Genomic DNA, 20,500 nt, shown 5'->3' with positions numbered 1-20,500 from the left:
ATTCTTAACTTTAAGGAATAAATATGAAACTCATTACAGCAGTGATTAAACCATTTAAACTTGATGACGTTCGTGATGCCCTTCATGAAATCGAAATTCATGGTATGACCGTCACAGAAGTCAAAGGTTATGGTCGTCAAAAAGGCCACACTGAAATGTATCGTGGCGCTGAGTATGTAGTGGACTTTCTGCCCAAGCTAAAGCTGGAGATTGCTATCAAAGGTGAAATGGTTGATTCTGCTATAGAAGCCATTATTCAAGCAGCACAAACGGGTAAAATTGGTGATGGGAAAATCTTTGTAACCAATATTGAACAAACCATTCGTATCCGTACAGGCGAAACAGGAACCGAAGCTCTTTAGTTTTCATACTCGTTATAAAACAGCTAAAACGCCACTTTGTGGCGTTTTTTTTATTGTACCTAATCTTGTTTTTAGCAAATTATCCCCTTTCTTTTAAAATAAAAAAAACTATTACTAGACTTTAGCGCATAATCTCTGTATTGTTATACCCAGCAAGAAAGAAAGCCCTACAATTTATATCCTACATTTCGTTGTTTTATTCGTAACACCCGTTCTGAAGTTTTAAAAGTAAAGTCAAGATTTCCACTGCTACACAAGCCATTTATGGCACAACTCTATTTATAAAATTCAGGTACATTATTATGTCTAATACAGTTAAAGGAACCGTTAAGTGGTTCAACGAATCTAAAGGTTTTGGTTTTCTAGAGCAAGAATCTGGTCCAGATGTTTTCGCACACTTCAGTGCTATCTCTGGTGACGGTTTCAAAACGCTTGCTGAAGGTCAGCAAGTTGAGTTCACAGTAACTCAAGGTCCTAAAGGTCCTCAAGCTGAGAACATCGTAGCTATCTAATTGATAACTTGATATTCAAGCTTAAATAAAAAAAGGGAAGCAATTTGCTTCCCTTTTTTGTATCTAACATTCTATATTTAACATTCTATTTCTTTCTACTGAAATTCATTACTCAAGACTGGGCAATCCATCAAAATTACCAGGCCTGGTAAATATGAATGAGCTGTTCATAACTACTGTAGCTAAGCTTCATCCATTGGTTTCATTATTAACTTTAACAGTCGCACTTCACTGCCCGTTTCTCTATTTCGATAAATATCGTGCATTGGCTCATCACCAACCAACTCATAATACTCATGCATATAGATAGAACGCTCTTCAAAATAGCGTTTTAATAACGAAGTTTCAATACTCCAGCCTTTGGGCATAGCAACGCCCTTAACCGACTCTGCTGACTGCAATGTAGCAAGACAAGTCAAGGTATTGTCTTTAAGTTTTGTAAATTGAATTTTTAACCAGTCTGCTGGAGTTTTTATTTCACCAAACTGTGAAACCATCACCATCTCTTTACCTTGAGTAAAACCTACGCCTTCAAGTGCGGCTAAAAACTCATTAACCTGTGCTAAATCAAGAAACCCAATTCTTAATAAATCTTGGTCAGAGCAAATCGCCGTCGGGTGAAGTGTCCCCTCAACAGCTCCCAGTAAATCGAGTGCACTTTGCTTATGTAATGCTTCTTTCTTATTAATAACAATTGAGTAACCTTCAATTAAAACGGCCATAGCTTATCCTGTAATAGAGTTTTGATTATTTTAACAAGATTGAGTTGCTTATCGATTAGGAAGCGTAATGATTGATATAAATAAAGAGTTATACAAAAATGCGAGCTTTATGCCGATGGTTATAAAAAAGAGACACCAACACGATTTTTTTGCCACTTACTTGAGCCTGCTTCACCAAGTGGAATAACCTCCCATTCCCAAGTATAGTCTGCTTTGGGAGGCTCTACATCCCACCACGGGTCAAAACGATCAATTTCTTGGCCACGCTCATTAAACTCAATACCTAAACGATCAGCAATCAAACAAACCTCTCCAGAAAACTGTTTAAGGTAGTGCATATGTGCAAAGATAAGTTGCTTACCCACAATATCTGCGGCATCTTCTGATAGATTAAAGTCGTTTAAAAGCCACCTAGCTGGAATTAATGGTAACTGAGTAATAATATTTAATGAAACAACTAAATCAATTGAATCATCGTCCAACCATGCCGAAGGGGTCTGAACCATGTCTTTTCCATCAGAGATCCACTCTAAAGACTCGGTAATATCATGCTCAATTAGAAAAACATTCTCATACTGTTTGGCTGTATTTTGTGCTGAAGACAAAAAAACCAGATCCACCAGTAATACAGTTTCAAATTGATTTGCTAACTCGGATAAGGGTATATCATTTAAAGAGCCTGCGCCAAAAACCAATACCGTACGATGTTGCACAGCACGCTGTGAGGCTTTTAATATGGCATTTTGACAATTTAAATAATGTTCTCCCCACTCATTTTGACAGCGCTTGGCTCGGGCTTGCATAGCAATGGCTTCTTTTACATATCCCATTTTTTTTGCCTGTTCAATTTTAGTAGAGGTTGTTAAATATTGCCAAAACTCTAAAATCATATGGTTTTCCTAACAGACCCAATAAAATAACCAGGCCTGGTTATTGTAATACCCAAGATTACACCTACAAACAAAGCAAGTTACCTGCCTAGATAATTAAATTGTAAATTAGGCTATTTTATCAATCCCTTAATTCACAAGATAATCACTTTATTCATCTAAACCTAAAGCCTGAGTTTTTCTGGTTAAGGTATTTCTCCCCCAGCCTAACAAGACTGCAGCCTTTTGACGATGATTACCAGATGCTTTCATAGCCACTTCAATCAATACTTTTTCAAAAATTTGTTCTGCTGAGGTGTGTAAACCTTCACGCCCACTCTTTAAAAACGCTTCAGACCATCTTCTTAGTGGTTTTTCCCAATTATCACCTGCGGTATCATCATCGTCATCTTGAGCAGGATGCTGTAACTCAAGAGGCATATCATCCATATATACCGTTTTATCAGGCGCCATAATTGTTAACCATGTGCATAGACTTCTCAGCTGTCTAACATTACCTGGCCAAGGTAGGCCTGATAAAAACTTTGTTACTTCTTTACTTAATATCTTTTCCTCTAAACCGAGACCACGCGCTTCTTTTTCTAAATAGAAACGCAGTAATAAAGGCACATCCTCAGACCTTTCACGTAAAGCAGGGACTTTAATTCGGATGATATTTAAACGGTAAAGCAAATCTTCTCGGAACTTACCTTCACGAACAAGCTGTTCCATATTTTGGTGGGTTGCCGCTACAATACGAACATTGGTTTTAATTGCACTTTTACCCCCTACTCGATAGAAACTTCCATCATTCAAAACACGCAACAATCGTGTTTGTAAATCAACAGGCATATCTCCAATTTCATCTAAAAAGAGTGTACCGCCGTCCGCCTGTTCAAAACGCCCGACTCGTTGCGAATGTGCTCCTGTAAAAGAACCTTTCTCATGCCCGAACAGCTCAGACTCCAATAACTCTCTTGGGATTGCAGCCGTATTGAGGGCAACAAAAGGCCCTTCTGAGCGTGGACTTAATTCATGTAAGGCTTGGGCAACCAACTCCTTACCCGTACCTGTTTCACCATTAATTAAAACCGTTACATCCAACTGTGAAACTCGCCCTAAAACACGAAACACCTCCTGCATTGCAGGGGCTGCACCAATGATATTTAACGGCTGTTTTTCAGCTTTAGGGCTTCGTTTAACTCGCTTAACACCGCCCGATTGAAAACGTTTTACCGCTCTATCAACTAAAACCGAAACCTCATCAATATCAAACGGTTTTGGTAGGTATTCAAATGCACGACTCTGGAACGACTTAACAGCGGTGTCTAAGTCTGCATGCGCTGTCATAATAATAACGGGAATTTGCTTATCCAATTCATGCAGTGCTTCCATGAATGTTAACCCATCCATATCAGGCATTCTGACATCACTGATCACAGCCGATGGTGGAAATTCATCATAGGCTTTCAAAGCAATTAAGGGAGAATCAAAAATTTTGACAATATAAGGTCTATCTTCTAATGCTGCTTCTAACACCCAACGAATTGAGGCATCATCGTCCACCACCCAAACAATTGGCTCAATAATATCGCCATTGGCATTGGCTTTTTGATCAAAACTCATTCTTCATCTTCCTTCTGTTTCAAGGGTAAATAGACCGTAAACACAGTGTTACCTGGTTCACTTTCAGCCACGATAAGTCCATCGTGTTTACGGAGCACATTTTGTGCGACAGGTAGCCCCAACCCAGTTCCTTCTTTTTTACTCGTTACCATTGGGTAAAAGATGGAGTCAAAGACACTTTCAGGAATCCCTTCACCTTCATCTTTAATGCTAATCATGGCTACTAAAGGATAGGTTTTCGCTCCCAAGGTAAATTTATGTTCAACACGTGTTTTAATGGTTAAAAAGCCACCCGTTTCACTCATCGCTTGGAGGCCATTTTGTATTAAGTTAAGTATGGCTTGCACCATGGCCTCAAAATCCATCAGAATATCTGGAATACTTGGATCGTAATCAATCTTTATATAGACATTTTCAGGCTTTTCACCTTCAATAATCTGCAGTACATATCGAATGAGTTCGTGAACGTTATAGGGCTCTTTTTGTGCTGTTTTTTCTGGCCCTAACATGCGATTAACTAAATTTTTTAAACGTAACACTTCACGGGAAATAATTTCTAAAAAATCCGACTCTTTCGCATCTGGCTCAAAACGTTTTTGCAGTAATTGTGTGGCTCCAAATATACCCGCAAGTGGGTTTTTTACTTCATGTGCAAGCGTTTTAATTAACAGATTTCCCGCTTCATATTGATGCCAGCGTTCATCCTCTTCAACAATTCGATGGTGTCGTTCAGTATTATAAATCTCAAACAACCATCCCATTTTTCCATCAAGTTCATAAGGAGTGATTGTGGTACTGATTCTCAATTTATCAAAACCTTGAATGGTGACGGAATATTCATGGATGGTAATCTTTTTATCAATGGAATCAGCAAGGTTTTCTACCAGGCCTGGTAATAACACTTGCCAACTTTCGCCCAACATACGGTTTGGACTCACTTGAAATATCTCACCTGCTGCCACATTCATGAACTGGATACGTTCATCTTTATCTAGCCACATAACAGCGGTTGTTAAGCCTTCAAGCACCTCATTAAAAAAACTATTAGACATCATCAATTATTCACTTTTTATACGAAACCTGTAAAGCCAATGCCAAACGGTAATCAATCGCATGGGCTTCACCTTCATTCACTTCAACCAATAAAGGACCATTAAGAGGGGCGATATTTTTTATACGTAAGCTAGCTCCAGTGGTTAAACCAATATTAGCAAGGTAACGCAACTCTTCAGGGCTTCGGTTTTTAATACGTTTGACCAAAACCGTCTCTTGCAATGGCACCTCCACCAAAGGTAACCAATTATGCTTCGTTACTTCACCTGCAATACTGGGTATTGGTGAACCGTGCGGATCGTGTGTCGGCTGACCTAAATCATCCCACATTCTATTGGCCAGCTTATCAGAAATAGCGTGTTCTAAAACCTCAGCCTCTTCATCAACCTCATCCCAAGAATACCCCAGCCTCTCAACCAAATACTGCTCTAAGATTCGATGTTTACGAATCATATTCAAAGCAATTTTTCGGCCTGATTCAGTCAAGCTCACGCCATAATAGGGAGCATATGAAATGTAGTTTTTATCCGCTAACTTTTTAATCATATTAGACACGGACGCTTGAGAAATGGATAAGCGTTCTGCAATAATCGAAGTTTGAACCCCTTTTTCTACCGAACCGCTGTCTTCCAGTTTATATATAATTTTTAAATAATCTTCTAAGGCTTTAGATGCCATGTAAATGAATTCCTAACATATTTTTCTCTAATAGCATTTTGCGGATTAACTCATTCAACTCAGATTAATTCGTCATCATCTCTCTAACAACCTCAGCATCAGGAAATGCCAAAATATAAAGAATCATAAATAAGATATAAAATACAAATCTTGCCACACCTTGAAATTGAATTTTAGGGTGACTGAGAATTGCAATTGCAAGCCCTGACACAATACCACCTACAGTGCCTAAAGTAGCTGCTAGCATGGCCAGTAAAGCTCCAAAAGCCATTACATAGTAATGCCAAGTAAACTTTGCTTTTTGTTGATTCATTGTTAAGATTCCAGATAATTATTTATGGCTTATATTCTACACTCAAATGCAACGGCTGTTGGATAACTTAAGCCATTTTGGTGCAACTTTGCACAATCCAATTCCCAACAAATTTTAAAATAATATGATTAGAGGTCATTACATGAAAGATCCCATTATTGTCATTGGGCTAGGTGAACTAGGCAGCGTTTTTGCACGCGGATTTTTACGTTTAGGGTATCCTGTACAAGGTATTACGCGTGAGATGGATTCTGATGTAATTGCAAAAAGCATCCCAAATCCTGCGGCAGTTCTTGTAGCCGTAGGTGAGGCAGATATTGAGCAAACATTAGCAGAGATTCCACAACAGTGGAAAGACAAAGTCATTCTTTTGCAAAATGAATTACTGCCCAGAGACTGGATAGCCGCTGAAATCAAAAATCCAACTGTTATCTCAGTATGGTTTGAAAAGAAAAAAGGCATGGATAGCAAAGTCGTATTACCTTCGCCAATTTATGGTGCAAATGCAAAATTAGTATTTGATGCTTTAGCGCAAATTGATTTGCCCAGTTTTGTAATCGATACTGAAGAAGAGCTAACCTACGAACTTGTTCGCAAAAACCTTTATATTTTAACCACAAATATTGCAGGGCTTGAAGTTGGCGGTAATGTAGATACATTAGCGAACCAACACTCTAATATTATGCAAGCCGTGGCTAATGATGTTTTAGATATTCAGGACTGGCTAACCGAAACGCAAAATGACCGCCCACGCCTTATGGAAGGTTTATTAGAAGCGATTAATGGAGACCTTGAACATGGTTGTATGGGGCGCTCAGCACCAGCACGACTAACAAGAGCGATTGGTTTTGCAGATAAAGCGGGCTTAGAAATTCACAAACTACGCACTCTCGCAGCAAAACACTTATAAAATAACCAGGCCTGGTAATTACCAATCACCAGGCCTGGTGCTTTTTCATTATCTTAATTTTACTAACCGCTAAACACCCTCCCCATTCTCATATTTACCTTAAATATTACAACACCACTTTTATGCTTTAAGATAAACCGATATGAGACACATCTATTTCAGAGGTTTATATGATTAAAGAACTCTCCCACCCTTTAGTAGCTGAATTGATTAACCGTTTACGTAAAACTGAAACCAATGCCGCCCAGTTTAAACAAATTGTTGAAGAGTTAACACGCCTACTATTTTATGAAGCAAGCAAATCCTTAAACTTAAAAAGCCACATAGTCACAACTTGGCAAGGCGACTTACCTTTTGACTTTATTAATCAGAATGAATTAGTCCTTATTCCAATAATGCGTGCTGGAATGCCTATGTTAAATGGATTGCAAAACTTACTTCCCGATGCTCCCAATGGCTTTTTAGCCATGAAGCGTGATGAAACCACCCATATAGCTAAAACCTACTACCAACGCTTACCAGACTGTTCAGGAAAAACGGTGATCCTACTTGATCCAATGCTTGCTACGGGTGGTTCTTTATCAGATGCTATCGCTCTTGTTAAACAACATCATCCTAAACAAATTCTTAGCCTAAATATTATTGGTTCACCAGAAGGCATTAAAAGCGTACTCAATAACCATAGTGATGTCGCAATCACAATTGCCCAAATTGATGAAAGATTAGACGAGAATAAATTTATCTACCCAGGCCTGGGAGATGCTGGAGACAGGGCTTTTAACACACCTGAATAAGAAACTTAGGCAATAAAAAACCCCGTGTTAACAATGTTAAGCACGGGGTTTAAGAATATGGTGGGTCGTGAGCGATTCGAACGCTCGACCAATTGGTTAAAAGCCAACTGCTCTACCAGCTGAGCTAACGACCCAAATCGTTATTTAAAATTTATACTCATTTTAAACAGCTCAATACTTTCCAAACAAACCCAGAGTAAATGGTGGGTCGTGAGCGATTCGAACGCTCGACCAATTGGTTAAAAGCCAACTGCTCTACCAGCTGAGCTAACGACCCGCTTGGAATGGGGCGTATTATACAAGCCTGCGAAAAGTGTGCAAGCCCTTTTGACAATTATTTAAGATTTATTTAAATTTTATTTCAATCCGCATGGGAAGTTAAGATTGATAAATAGTAGGATCGGCAACACCAGCATCGCTAAACCCTTGTTTTCTCAAGCGACACGAGTCACACTCACCGCAAGCACGCCCCAAATCATCTGCTTGATAACAAGAGACCGTTAAACTGTAATCTACCCCATTTGCCAAGCCTTGCTGAATAATTTCAGCTTTGGTTAAATCGATTAGTGGTGTTTGAATATGCATTTTATGACCTTCCACACCTGCCTTAGTGGCTAAATTAGCCATGGTTTCAAATGCGGCAATATACTCTGGCCTACAATCAGGGTAGCCAGAATAGTCAACAGCGTTCACACCAATAAATACATTATCCGCTTCAAGAACCTCTGCCAAACCTAATGCATAAGACAAGAACACTGTGTTGCGAGCAGGAACATAAGTAATTGGAATTGCACCCTCTTCAACACCAGAAACGGGCACATCAATAGAGTCATCCGTCAGTGCCGAACCACCAATCGCTCGCATATCCATACTCATCACTCTATGCGTTTTTGCCCCCAGGTTTTGGGCTAGATTTTGGGCTGCAACCAGTTCAGCTTTATGACGCTGACCATAATCAAAGCTCATAGTGTGGCACTCAAACCCCTGTGATTTAGCAATCGCTAAAACCGTTGCTGAATCTAAGCCACCTGACAGCAAAATAACCGCTTTAGCTTGATTATTAGAAGTGTTCACTTGACCTTCAAACATAATTACAGCTTCTCCAAGCGTTTTTGTGCATTTTTGGCAGCTCGACTATGTGGACGAGATTCAATAATCTCTTTGTAAAACTTTATAGCTTGTTCTTTATTGCCTAAATTCTCATAACTGTCGCCAGCTCGTAAAGTGGCATCTGGTACTTTTGATGACTCAGGATAACGTTTAATAACCGTTAAAAAAGCATCTAGCGCTTTTTGATTTTGACCTTTAATCAAATATCCTTCACCACTCCAATAAGCCGCATTACTTGCCAATTCACTTTCTGGGTAGAGAGAAATAAACTCTTGAAAGTCTTTAATTGAAGCATCGTATTTGGATGCTCTCATTAAAGCAAAAGCATTCTTGTACTTCTCTTTTTCAACGTCAGTAGCAGGTCGCGTTTCAATCTTAGCGACTTCATTAGGCACAACTTCTGTTGTTGAAGGGACTTCCTCACTTTCGGGTTTGGAGGCATTTTTTTCTGCTTCAACTTTAGTCGTTTCTGCACTAACAGAAGGCAAAACACGCTCTTCAACTCGAGTATTTGTTAATTCTGTTTGGCCATCAACTTTAGCATCAGATTGCACAGTATTCGTATTAGAAGCTACATCAGATTCTGCTTTCTCCTCTACAGGCGCTAAACCACTTGCTTTAAGTTTTCCGCCCTCAAGCGAACTCAAACGATCATCACTTTCTTTATAGCGTTTATCCATCAAAGCTCGTAAGCTACGTAAATCACGCTTTAAACGATCATTTTCATCTTGAAGCGATTGAATATCACGTTGCTGCTCACCCAAACGACGGCTTAATTGTAATAAAACTGGATTTTCCATCATTCGTTCTAAACGGTTTACACGCTGATCTAAGGTTGCGCCCTGTGCTGCATTGACGGGTAACGCTAAACTTAACGACAAACCTGAAATAGCTGTAATTAATACAGTTTTACGCATCATAGTTCCTTATTTAATGATAATTTCAACACGACGATTTTTTTGCCATGCTAACTCATTGCTTTCAGCAACAGCAGGTTGCTCCTCACCAAAACTGACCACTTCTATACGACTTTGTTCAACACCAAACAACATCATAGCTTGCTCTACCGCTTTAGCACGTTTTTCACCTAAAGCTAAATTATATTCAGGCGTACCGCGTTCATCAGTGTGACCTTTTAAAACCAATTTTTGTCTTGGATTCTGTAACAAAATATTGGCGTGATAACGAACCACGTCGGTGCCTTCATCATCTAATTCATATTGATCATATTTAAAATAAATTAACGGTTCATAAATACTATCAACATCCATCATTTTCATACCATCTAATGATTGCCCTTCAGAGAGTTCCCCCCCTCCCATTTGAGAACCATGTGCGGGAAGTACTTCCACTCCTGAATCAGCTTGCCCTGCTCCACCCACGCCAGGCGCAGTATCAGTACTAACTTCAGGATCATTAGCACCATCTCCACCTCTTTCTGGCGCTGAGCTACAGGCCGTAAGAAGTGAGATTGCAGCAATAGAGAAAATTTTTTGTAATGTATGCATGTTTAACCTCTTTAATATTTAGTTAAATCTTGAGACCTTTGCACGAGTCAGGGACGTAAGAAAAACGAGATAGAATTCTTTAGATTTAGGCTAAAAAATACGCTTAATAACGAGTTATTGGGCGGATTTTTTAGCCTGAAGATAGAGGATTATAGCCGTTTTTATACGTTCTTCGACTCGTGCAAAGGTCTCTTTATATTTAATATTTACATTAGTTCCCTATCAATTTAGATAAGGCCCCCAAGCTGGCTCACGAACTTCACCATTTTTTACTTTCAAGGTTTGTGATGTCTTACCATCAATTGCAACCACCGCAAGCTCACCTTTACCATTTTTATTCATCGCATAAAGAATCATTTCACCATTTGGCGAAAATGTTGGTGACTCATCTAAATAGGTTTCAGTGAGCACATTGAATTCATTGGTATATAAATCTTGTAAGGCAATATGAAAGCCCCCTTGCCCGTGAACAACGGCCAAGTAGCGCCCATCTGGAGAAACTTCTGGATTAGCATTATATTTCCCCTCAAACGTGACACGACGTATTTCACCTGTATCTAAAAATACCTGAAAAACTTGCGGTTGACCACGACGGTCTGAGTTAAAGAACAAAGAGTTCCCATTTGCAGCCCAAGCCGCCTCTGTTTCAATTGAATAATTACGAGTTAAACGACGCAGTTTTTGTGTCGATAAATCCATAATATACACATCAGCACTGCCATCTTTAGAAAGCGTTAAAGCCATTTTAGTACCATCTGGAGACCACGCAGGAGCACCGTTAATTCCTTTGTAATTAGCAATGATTTTTCGGTATTTTCCATCTAAACTTTGCACAACAATATTTGAACGACCGCTTTCAAAAGAGACATAGGCGAGTTTAGTACCATCTGGAGACCAACTCGGTGACATAATTGGCATCTTAGACTTTAAAATCGGTTGAGGGTTATAACCATCCGCATCTGAGATTTCTAAAGTATACAGTCGCTTACCGCCGACTTTTTGTAAAGTAACGTAAGCAATTTGTGTATTGAATGCACCACGTACACCCGTTAGCTCTTCATAAATTAAGTCACTCATTTGGTGTGCAATTTGTCTAAGATTCGATTTAGGAATATTTGTCCAACGTTTTCCAATCACTTGGTTTTTACGCAATACATCCATAAAACGCATATCAATTTGATAAAGGCCATTTCCCTGTGAAACCAGGTTACCAATTAACATATTATCGATATCTAACGTTTTCCAACTGTCAAAATCAATACCATCAATATCCGTTGGGTTTGATGGTAAAACCGTTCTAGCAAGTGGATTAAAATGACCGCTTCGTCTTAAATCCGCACTCACAATCGCTGCCAAATCCACAGGGGCTTTCCGTTGATTCGTTTGAGTCATTGTTGGTTTTAAATCCGCTAGTTCAGAATAACCAAACGGGACAATCGCAATAGGTAATGCATTCTCATAGCCCTCATTGATTTCAATGGTCAATTCTGACCAAGCAGGAAACGAAAAAACCATCAATATCGTGAGTAAAGCTGGTTGAATTTTAGCTCTTAATGTTTTTAGTAAACTCAAAGTAGTCACCGCTATTTTTCAATTCATTAATTAAATATTATCTCAAAACCAATCAATAAGCAGGCCTGGTTTTCACTCAATGGATAACCAGGCCTGGTAAGTTAATGTTTCTGAAATTGTTTAAGGTTTAAATTCAAACGTTATCTCTCGCTCAAACAACTCTTTAACAGGAGGAGCTGGTAGAGGTTCCGCTCGATAGACCGCTTTTTCTGCCGCCTCTTTAAACTGTTTACTAGCAAACTTATTACAGTTCAACACTTTTACGCTGGTAATACTCCCCGTTGGTGATTGGGTGATTTTTAGATCACATTGCGCTTCAGGTGAAATTCTTGCCGGTGTGCGCCAATTATCTTTTACCTTAGCGGTAATAGATGAAATATAGGTCTCTCTCAAGGACAGCATTTGTTTACGCTTCTGAGCTTCTCGCTGCTCAGCAGCCTCTTGATCTAATTGACGCTGTAATGCCGCAGCCGCTTCTTGCTGTTCTTTCTCACGTTTGGCTTCTATAGCCGCCTTTTCAAGCGCTTTGTTCTCTTCTGCTTTACGAGCCAACTCTTTTTCTAAAGCTTTCTTTTTCTTCTCTTCTTCTAGACGCTGTTTCTCAGCAAGAGCGGTTTTTTGCTTAGCTTCTTTACTTTTTTGCTCCGCTTCTATAGCGGCTTGTTTTGCTTGTTCAGCCTTCTTACGTTCGGCATCGGCTTTTTTCTTCTCTATCTGAGCTAAACGTTTCGCTTCTTCAGTTTTCTTACGCTCAGCTTCGGCTTTACGCTTTTGCTCTTCAGCTAACTGTTTCGCTTTATCCGCTTTCGCTTTTTCGGTTTCTTGCTTCTTTTTTAGCTCTTTTAATCGTTCACGCTCTTCTTGCGTTTTAGCTTGTAGATTCTTTTGCTCTTGACGCTTAGCCTCTTGTTCCGCTTTAATTTTTTCTAGTTGAGCCTGAACCTGACTAGAGTCCACGGTAAACGTCTTCATAGGTTCGAGTGTCGCTACCTGTTTGATTTCAACACTCTCTTCACCCTCTGAAGAAATCTTGATTTTTTCTGGCTCATCCAGCCACTGAACACTAAAGGCAGTAACTAACGAAATATGCAAAACGAGGGCTAAAAAAATAGAAATCGGGTGTTTAACAATAAATTTCAACATTACGGTTTTACCAACTCAGGTTCAGTCATTAAAGAAACATTTTCAACGCCGTTTGCTTTTAATAAAACAAAAATGTGCACAACTTTTCCATAAGGCGCTCGGCGATCACCTTGAATATAAATCGCTTGCTCTTGGTTGAGTTGTGAACGTGCAATCACTTCGGCCACCAAACTTTCTAAGTCCTTATTACTAAGAACAATCTCGGGTTGCTCTGACGTTTTATACATACCATCTTCTGTTACGGTAATAACAAAAGGTTTATTCTCTTCTGTCACTGGAATCATTTTTTTGGTCACCTCAGGCGTTTGTGGCAAGCTAACCGTAACCGCTTGCTGAACAATAGGGGCTGTCACCATAAAGATAATTAACAAGACCAAGGTGACATCAACGTATGGCACTACATTGATTTCTGCCATTAGGCGTTTTTTCTGTCTATTGCTTCTAAAACCGTTTTGCATATATCTTCCTAAAAACTTTTTTATCGCTTAACTCTTGAGCCATAACTAAGCGGCAATTAATCTTGCTTAGTCACACTGTGTGCTTGGCGTTGCAAAATCGTTAAGAAACCTTCTGCAAAGTTTTCATATTCACTTAATAAACGATCTACTTGATTTGTTAAACGGTTATAAGCAATAACGGCAGGAATCGCAGCAAAAAGACCGATTGCTGTTGCAATCAATGCTTCAGAAATACCAGGAGCAACGGCGGCTAAAGTAGCGTGTTGAACATCACCTAACGATTGGAAAGCGTGCATAACCCCCCAAACCGTTCCAAAAAGACCAATATAAGGGGCAGATGACCCCACGGTAGCTAAAAATGATAAATGATTTTCTAACTTATCTGCCTGTTTAGAAAACGCTATTTTCATGGTTCTTTGTGCGCCTGAAATTAAATCTGTAGCTTCACCAACACCTTGTTGTTTTAAACGTGCAAACTCTTTAAACCCATCAGCAAAAACTAACGCTAGACCCGTCGCTGATGCTCTATCGGTCTCAACCGAATGATAAAGAGTCGATAACTCCTGAGTTTCCCAAAATGTTTTTTCGAATGTTTTTGCCTCTCGTATGGCTTTTCTGACTTGATAAGATTTGGCAAAAGCCACCGACCATGCGGCTAGAGACATTGCTGCTAGCAACACCATAACAGCTTTTACAACAGGGCTAGCACTTAATACAATTTCAATTAAATCACTATCGTTCATGGTCTTCTCTTTCCATTTATTTGGAGGTTAATCAAGTTAATTTACGTTAGGTGAGTATGGCTTTAGCGACACTCATCCCAAATACAAAATGTAATTATATTACTTTTATTTGGCAATTTGTTCAAAGTTCAAATGTTTATAGGCGTGTGAGGTGGCCATTCGCCCTCTTGGCGTTCTTACCAAAAAACCTTGTTGAACCAAAAATGGTTCAATCACATCTTCAATCGTACCGCGCTCTTCACCTAAAGCGGTTGCCATGCTGTCAATCCCAACTGGCCCGCCTTCAAACTTGTGAATCAGTGTTTCTAAAAAACGTCTGTCCATCTTATCTAGTCCGAGCGTATCAACTTCCAGCAGATTTAAAGCAGAATCAGCAATCACTTGAGTAATGATACCATCGCCTTTTACTTGAGCGTAATCGCGTACACGTCTTAATAAACGATTGGCAATTCGTGGTGTACCACGAGAACGACGAGCGACTTCTTTTGCTCCTTCAAGCTCTGAATGCATTCCTAAAATATGCGAAGAACGCGTTACAATCTCGGTTAATTCATCATGCGTATAAAATTCTAAACGCTGTACTAAGCCAAAACGATCACGTAATGGGGATGTTAGTAAACCAGCTCTTGTGGTTGCCCCTACCAAAGTAAATGGAGGCAAATCGATTTTGACACTTTGTGCCGCTGGTCCATCACCAATCACGATATCAATTTGAAAATCTTCCATTGCAGGATACAAAACTTCTTCAACAATCGGGCTTAGACGATGTATTTCATCCACAAACAAAACATCATGCGGTTCTAAACGTGTCAAAATCGCCGCTAAATCCCCTGGTTTTTCAATCACAGGCCCTGAAGTTTGACGTAATGTTACACCCATTTCTTGGGCGATAATATTCGATAAAGTGGTTTTTCCCAGGCCTGGTGGCCCGTACAGCAATACATGGTCTAAGGCTTCACCACGCATTTTAGCGGCATCCATAGAGAGCTGTAATTGTTCACGAACCGCTTGTTGACCAATGTACTCATTAATTTGCTGCGGTCTTACGGAAGGAGCTGTGTAGATATCATCAGCAATCTCCTGACTGCCAATTATGCGATCGGTTTCAATCATCTACAATTTTACTCCTTGTAAGGCACGTTTAATTAGGGCTTCTAATGTTAACCCTTCCTCAAAAGCTCCTGCAACCATTTTTTCTGCCTGGGTATTTTTGTATCCTAACGCAATCAATGCTTCAGATGCTGACTGCTTTATTGAGTTAGCAAAGCCCGTTGTTGGAATCGCCGTTTGAGCGCCACTACTGGTAATTTGCGGTTGGTAATCCAACACACCTGATTCAACGATTGGCTTGAGCCTATCACGCATTTCTATTTGTAAACGCTCTGCCGTTTTTTTACCAACACCTGGAATGCGGGTTAACGCTGAAATATCGCCATTATCGACATAGGTACAAAACTCATTCACCGACATAGCCGATAAAATCCCCAATGCCATCTTGGCACCAACCCCATTGACCTTAATCAATGTTTTAAAAAGCACTCTTTCAGATTCTGTGGCAAAACCAAATAATAACATCGCATCTTCACGCACATGCATATGAGTCAAAATAGTGATATCACCCTCTTTTTTCTCTAATTGATAGAAGGTAGACATAGGGGCTTCAATTTCATACCCTACGCCATTCACATCCAACAATAACATTGGAGGAAGTTTTTGAACCAACTGGCCTCTTAACAATCCAATCACTTTTTATATTCCTTAAAATTTTGAGCCTTTTGAAATCAACTCTGGATCAATGCCTAACGACATATAACGGTCATGACATAATGCACAGGCCAATGCATCCGCCGCATCTTCTTGCGGTGTATCGGTCAATTTGAGTATATTTTGCACCATGTATTGCACCTGGTCTTTACCCGCATGGCCTTTACCGACAATCGTGCTTTTAATCTGCGTTGGGGTGTATTCCATAATATCCACCCCCTTAATCGCCGCAGCACATAAAATCACCCCACGCGCCTGCCCTAAAGTGATCGCTGACTTTGGGTTTTTATAGACAAATACTTTCTCAACCGCCATCACATCAGGTTGGTATTGGTCGATAATTTGGCAAACCGATTCAAAGATATTTTTTAAACGCATCGCACCAGAAAATTTCTCAACTCGAATCACCCCGCTTACCAAATAATTAGGATGATAACGGCCTGATTCTACAATACCAAAACCGGTTTTACGTGAACCTGGGTCAATACCTAATATGCGTTTGAGTTTAGTCAATGTTTGCCCTTTTACCAGGCCTGGTAGTTCCATAAAACGCCAAGCCATAAAAAAGCGGGCTAAAACACCCGCTTATTAAATATTGCTTTTAATTATTTGATTTGACCAGGCCTGCTTGTCTTGAAAAATCTAACATTCTTTGTAACGAAATCAACGCTTTTTGACGAACATCCTCATCAACCAACACTTCACCCGTATGATTTTTTAAACAATCACGCAAGTTTTGCAAACCGTTCATGGCCATCCAAGGGCAGTGCGCGCAACTGTTACATGAGTCTTTTTTACTGCCTGTGGGTGCAATATAAAGTTTTTTATTGGGTGCTAACTGTTGCATCTTATAGAAGATGCCATAATCGGTTGCCACAATAAATTCGTTATCAGGCATATCCACCACAGCATTTAATAACACCTTGGTTGAACCAACGACATCCGCTAAATCAACAACTTCCGAAGGGGATTCAGGATGAACCAAAACTTTTGCATTTGGGTGTTGTTGTTTTAACGACTCTAATTCAAACGTTTTAAATTCATCATGGACAATACAATGCCCTTGCCAACGAAGCATCTCTACACCCGTTTGCTGTTCAATCCAGTTTCCTAAATGGCGATCAGGCGCCCAAATGATTTTTTGGCCTTGTTCTTTTAGATGGGTCACAATTTGCAATGCATTGCCTGATGTCACCACCCAATCCGCTATCGCTTTTACTTCTGCACTGGTATTGGCATAAACCACCACCGTGTAGTCTGGGTGTTGAGCACAAAACTTAGCAAATTCATCCGCAGGACAACCTACATCTAAAGAACACGTCGCTTCTAAATCAGGCATTAAAATGGTTTTTTCTGGGCTTAACATCTTAGCGGTTTCACCCATAAAACGTACACCACAGACCACCAACATATCCGCATCAGACTGAGCACCAAAATTAGCCATCTCTAAAGAGTCAGCCACCGTACCGCCCGTTTCTTCTGCCAATGCTTGAAGCTCATCGTCAACATAATAATGCGCCACCAATTGAGCATTATTAGCTTTTAATAACTGCTTAATTTCCGCTTTCAACGTCTCTTTTTCAGCATTGTTTAACCAAGGCTGCGTTGGGGCTGATGATGCCAACTGCTGAATACGCGACTCTAATTGGGTCGGTATCTCGGTTGACTTGGTTGACATCACTTCTGACATAAATGAGTTCTCTATAGGTTTATTGATTACGCTTCGCCACGCATTGGCTTTCTAAATCTTAGAGCCAAATCTTCAAGCTGAGCATTATCTACCAGGCCTGGTGCTTCTGTTAATAGACACGCCGCTGACTGTGTTTTAGGGAATGCAATAACATCACGTATTGAATCAATATTACCTAAAATCATCACTAAACGATCTAAACCAAATGCCATACCCGCGTGTGGAGGACAACCATATTTCAGTGCATTCAGTAAGAAGCCAAACTTATCTTGGGCTTCTTCATCCGAAATACCTAATAGTTTTAATACGGCTGCTTGCATGTTTGTATCGTGAATACGCACAGAACCACCACCCACTTCTAGACCATTGATAACCAAATCATACGCTTTAGAAAGCATTTGCTCAGGAGCGTGATGATTTAAGATTTCTTCAGTGGTCGCTTTTGGCTGTGTAAACGGATGGTGAATCGCCGTCATACGTGCGTTTTCTTCATCTTCTTCAAACATAGGGAAGTCAACAACCCATACAGGCTTAAACTGACCATTCAACATATTTAAATCTTCACCAATCTTGACTCGTAAAGCGCCCAAAGCGTCGTTTACAATTTTGGCTTTATCGGCACCAAAGAAAACGATATCACCATCTTGAGCGCCAACACGCTGCATGATTTCCATCACCTGGTCAGGGAAGAATTTAACGATTGGTGACTGCAGACCATCAATGCCCGCAGACAGATCATTTACCTTAATATAAGCCAAACCTTTTGCACCGTAGATACCCACAAATTTAGTGTAAGCATCAATGTCTTTACGACTCATTGCGCCCGCACCAGGCACTTTAAGTGCAACAACACGGCCTTTTGGATCTTTAGCTGGCCCTGCAAACACTTTAAAATCAATATCCTGTAATAAATCAGCGACATCAACCAACTGCATATCAATACGCAAATCAGGGCGATCAATACCATACTTTTCAATCGCTTCTGCATAAGTCATACGTGGAAAGTCATAACCAAAATCGTGACCAATCGTTTCTTTAAAGATGGTCTTAGTCAAGCCTTCCATCACGTTCATAACCGCGTCTTCTTCCATAAAAGAAGTCTCAATATCTAACTGAGTAAATTCAGGCTGACGGTCTGCACGTAAATCTTCATCACGGAAACAACGGGTGATTTGGTAATAACGGTCAAAACCAGACATCATTAATAACTGTTTAAACAGCTGTGGCGACTGAGGTAGTGCGAAGAATTTATTTTGGTGAGTACGGCTTGGCACTAAATAATCACGCGCACCTTCTGGCGTTGATTTTGTCAGAATTGGTGTTTCAATATCCATAAAGTTGTTGTCATCAAGGTAACGACGCATTGAACGTGTTACTTTATAACGCAGCATTAATGTTTGCTGCATCTCTTCACGACGTAAATCAATGTAGCGATATTTTAGACGCGTCTCTTCACCGACGTTCTTATCATCTAACTGAAATGGAATCGGCTCTGCCATACTAAGCACATTCAGCTCAGTCGCCACAATTTCAATTTTACCCGTAGTCATATTTGGGTTAATTGTGCCTTCTGTACGAGCAATAACCTGCCCCGTAATCTGTAAGACGCACTCAGAGCGCAAACGTTCTGCTTTTGCAAAAATATCTGCTGTATCTGGGTTTACAACCACTTGTACCAAACCTTCACGGTCACGTAAATCGATAAAGATAACCCCACCGTGGTCACGGCGACGATGAACCCAACCAGCAACGGTTACGGTTTGGTCAATAAATGTTTCTGTAACTTGCCCACAATACTGCGTACGCATACTCTTTAATACCTTTAATAAATTTAACCGCTTAACGCACAATCAATTATGTTGCTCATTAAGCGGTAGTCATTGCTTTGGTTGCTCAATTGCAACCTCTAAAATAAATCTGTTTTTCTAATGGATCTAGAGTTCAAGTGCTTTTTGAACCAATTAACTATTTCTCACTTACAGGTGGTGAAACCGACTCTATGCCTTGTGTGCCTTGAAGACTGTCTGGAATGATCATTTTGCCATCTTTGCCCTTTTTCATTCCTGGCACTACCACGCCACCAGAAATAACCATTTTTAAAGCGTCATCCACATTCATCTCCAACTCAACAACTTCATGGCGACTTGCCATAATAAAAAAACCCGAAGTTGGGTTCGGTGTTGTTGGCACAAACAAATTCACCACATCATTCATACCCGTTTTTCTCTGAGCCTCGGCCTGATGAGTACTGGTTTGAAATGCTAAAGTCCATAAATGTTTTCTAGGGTATTCAATTAAATAGACCTTTTCAAAAGTTTGATCACCAGAACCAAACACCGCTTCAGCAATTTGTTTTACCGCATTATAAATGGAGCGAACCAGTGGAATCCTGGATAAAAAAGCCTCCCACAAGCCAACAATTTTACTGCCCAATAAATTAGCAACAAAAACACCCGTTATTAAAATCAATAACAGTGAAAGCACAACCCCCAGGCCTGGTATATTAAACCCCAACAAGGTTTCAGGACGATAAGCATGTGGAATTAACAATAAGGTCTGGTCAAAAAACTCCACCAAAAATTTGATTACCGCAATGGTCACACCCAAAGGAAGCCATACCAATAATCCAGCAATCAAATAACGCTTAAAAAAAGACACTTAACACAACCTAGT

The 20,500-nt window shown here is 40.0% G+C and carries 23 protein-coding genes and 2 tRNA genes; 4 read left to right on the top strand and 21 right to left on the bottom strand.

The genetic code is table 11. The features are described 5' to 3' along the window. Nucleotides 1-23 precede the first annotated feature (23 nt). Nucleotides 24-362 carry a P-II family nitrogen regulator gene (locus A379_RS12360; protein ID WP_040728402.1) on the top strand — a complete coding sequence of 113 codons (339 nt, stop codon included), beginning with the start codon at nt 24-26 and terminating at the stop codon, nt 360-362. Nucleotides 363-664: 302 nt separating this feature from the next. After that, complete coding sequence (locus tag A379_RS12355) at nt 665-874, top strand: cold-shock protein (protein ID WP_040728401.1); 210 nt, start codon at nt 665-667, stop codon at nt 872-874. 182 nt (nt 875-1,056) lie between these two features. Here the strand turns inward: A379_RS12355 and A379_RS12350 are convergent, their stop codons facing one another. The 6 genes from A379_RS12350 to A379_RS12325 form a co-directional block, all read right to left on the bottom strand. Then, entirely contained in the window at nt 1,057-1,596 is a 540-nt protein-coding gene (locus tag A379_RS12350; protein ID WP_040728400.1) for a hypothetical protein, read from the bottom strand. 119 nt (nt 1,597-1,715) lie between these two features. Next, complete coding sequence (locus A379_RS12345; RefSeq protein WP_040728399.1) at nt 1,716-2,486, bottom strand: hypothetical protein; 771 nt, start codon at nt 2,484-2,486, stop codon at nt 1,716-1,718. 150 nt (nt 2,487-2,636) lie between these two features. After that, nucleotides 2,637-4,091, bottom strand: a complete 1,455-nt coding sequence (ntrC, locus tag A379_RS12340; RefSeq protein WP_051145216.1) for a nitrogen regulation protein NR(I) — start codon at nt 4,089-4,091, stop codon at nt 2,637-2,639. Further along, on the bottom strand, nt 4,088-5,146 hold the full coding sequence (glnL, locus tag A379_RS12335; protein ID WP_040728398.1) for a nitrogen regulation protein NR(II): 1,059 nt from the start codon (nt 5,144-5,146) through the stop codon (nt 4,088-4,090). The genes ntrC and glnL overlap by 4 nt, the downstream gene beginning before the upstream one ends. Before the next feature lie 7 nt (nt 5,147-5,153). Next, complete coding sequence (locus A379_RS12330; RefSeq protein WP_040728397.1) at nt 5,154-5,822, bottom strand: metal-dependent transcriptional regulator; 669 nt, start codon at nt 5,820-5,822, stop codon at nt 5,154-5,156. A gap of 64 nt (nt 5,823-5,886) precedes the next feature. Further along, nucleotides 5,887-6,135 (bottom strand): hypothetical protein, encoded by a 249-nt coding sequence (locus A379_RS12325; protein ID WP_040728396.1) that lies wholly within the window; start codon nt 6,133-6,135, stop codon nt 5,887-5,889. Nucleotides 6,136-6,277: 142 nt separating this feature from the next. On the opposite strand from A379_RS12325, the gene A379_RS12320 reads away from it, so the two are divergent. Then, nucleotides 6,278-7,045, top strand: coding sequence for a hypothetical protein (locus tag A379_RS12320; protein ID WP_040728395.1), 768 nt, complete (start codon nt 6,278-6,280; stop codon nt 7,043-7,045). Nucleotides 7,046-7,215: 170 nt separating this feature from the next. Then, on the top strand, nt 7,216-7,839 hold the full coding sequence (gene upp / locus A379_RS12315) for a uracil phosphoribosyltransferase (RefSeq protein ID WP_040728393.1): 624 nt from the start codon (nt 7,216-7,218) through the stop codon (nt 7,837-7,839). Nucleotides 7,840-7,897: 58 nt separating this feature from the next. Here upp and A379_RS12310 read toward each other — a convergent pair. The 15 genes from A379_RS12310 to A379_RS12240 form a co-directional block, all read right to left on the bottom strand. Beyond that, nucleotides 7,898-7,973, bottom strand: a tRNA-Lys gene (locus A379_RS12310). A 67-nt stretch (nt 7,974-8,040) separates the two neighbouring features. Continuing rightward, nucleotides 8,041-8,116: transfer RNA gene (locus A379_RS12305), tRNA-Lys, on the bottom strand. A 101-nt stretch (nt 8,117-8,217) separates the two neighbouring features. Continuing rightward, a complete protein-coding gene (gene queC, locus A379_RS12300) occupies nt 8,218-8,928 on the bottom strand; it encodes a 7-cyano-7-deazaguanine synthase QueC (protein ID WP_051145215.1) in 711 nt (236 codons plus the stop codon). A gap of 2 nt (nt 8,929-8,930) precedes the next feature. Further along, nucleotides 8,931-9,866, bottom strand: coding sequence for a tol-pal system protein YbgF (gene ybgF, locus A379_RS12890; RefSeq protein WP_051145214.1), 936 nt, complete (start codon nt 9,864-9,866; stop codon nt 8,931-8,933). Between the two features lie 9 nt (nt 9,867-9,875). Beyond that, entirely contained in the window at nt 9,876-10,457 is a 582-nt protein-coding gene (gene pal, locus A379_RS12290; RefSeq protein WP_040728391.1) for a peptidoglycan-associated lipoprotein Pal, read from the bottom strand. 222 nt (nt 10,458-10,679) lie between these two features. Then, nucleotides 10,680-12,029 (bottom strand): Tol-Pal system beta propeller repeat protein TolB, encoded by a 1,350-nt coding sequence (gene tolB, locus A379_RS12285; protein WP_232744854.1) that lies wholly within the window; start codon nt 12,027-12,029, stop codon nt 10,680-10,682. Nucleotides 12,030-12,149: 120 nt separating this feature from the next. Further along, complete coding sequence (gene tolA / locus A379_RS12280; RefSeq protein ID WP_040728390.1) at nt 12,150-13,172, bottom strand: cell envelope integrity protein TolA; 1,023 nt, start codon at nt 13,170-13,172, stop codon at nt 12,150-12,152. Beyond that, nucleotides 13,172-13,630, bottom strand: coding sequence for an ExbD/TolR family protein (locus A379_RS12275; RefSeq protein WP_040728388.1), 459 nt, complete (start codon nt 13,628-13,630; stop codon nt 13,172-13,174). Before A379_RS12275 ends, tolA begins: the two co-directional genes overlap by 1 nt. Before the next feature lie 56 nt (nt 13,631-13,686). After that, nucleotides 13,687-14,373, bottom strand: coding sequence for a protein TolQ (gene tolQ / locus A379_RS12270; RefSeq protein ID WP_040728387.1), 687 nt, complete (start codon nt 14,371-14,373; stop codon nt 13,687-13,689). Nucleotides 14,374-14,478: 105 nt separating this feature from the next. Next, entirely contained in the window at nt 14,479-15,486 is a 1,008-nt protein-coding gene (gene ruvB / locus A379_RS12265; RefSeq protein WP_040728385.1) for a Holliday junction branch migration DNA helicase RuvB, read from the bottom strand. Continuing rightward, nucleotides 15,487-16,119 (bottom strand): Holliday junction branch migration protein RuvA, encoded by a 633-nt coding sequence (gene ruvA / locus A379_RS12260; RefSeq protein WP_040728384.1) that lies wholly within the window; start codon nt 16,117-16,119, stop codon nt 15,487-15,489. A gap of 12 nt (nt 16,120-16,131) precedes the next feature. Continuing rightward, entirely contained in the window at nt 16,132-16,698 is a 567-nt protein-coding gene (gene ruvC, locus A379_RS12255) for a crossover junction endodeoxyribonuclease RuvC (RefSeq protein WP_369759652.1), read from the bottom strand. Between the two features lie 40 nt (nt 16,699-16,738). Continuing rightward, complete coding sequence (nadA, locus tag A379_RS12250) at nt 16,739-17,827, bottom strand: quinolinate synthase NadA (protein ID WP_232744853.1); 1,089 nt, start codon at nt 17,825-17,827, stop codon at nt 16,739-16,741. 26 nt (nt 17,828-17,853) lie between these two features. Next, entirely contained in the window at nt 17,854-19,635 is a 1,782-nt protein-coding gene (gene aspS / locus A379_RS12245) for an aspartate--tRNA ligase (RefSeq protein WP_040728383.1), read from the bottom strand. Between the two features lie 157 nt (nt 19,636-19,792). Beyond that, nucleotides 19,793-20,485 (bottom strand): DUF502 domain-containing protein, encoded by a 693-nt coding sequence (locus A379_RS12240; protein WP_051145212.1) that lies wholly within the window; start codon nt 20,483-20,485, stop codon nt 19,793-19,795. Nucleotides 20,486-20,500 lie beyond the last annotated feature (15 nt).

Origin of the sequence: Thiomicrorhabdus sp. Kp2, assembly GCF_000478585.1 — a bacterium.
Taxonomy (GTDB): domain Bacteria; phylum Pseudomonadota; class Gammaproteobacteria; order Thiomicrospirales; family Thiomicrospiraceae; genus Thiomicrorhabdus.
Note: the sequence above shows the minus strand (reverse complement) of the source record. Positions and strands in the feature narration are given on the sequence as shown.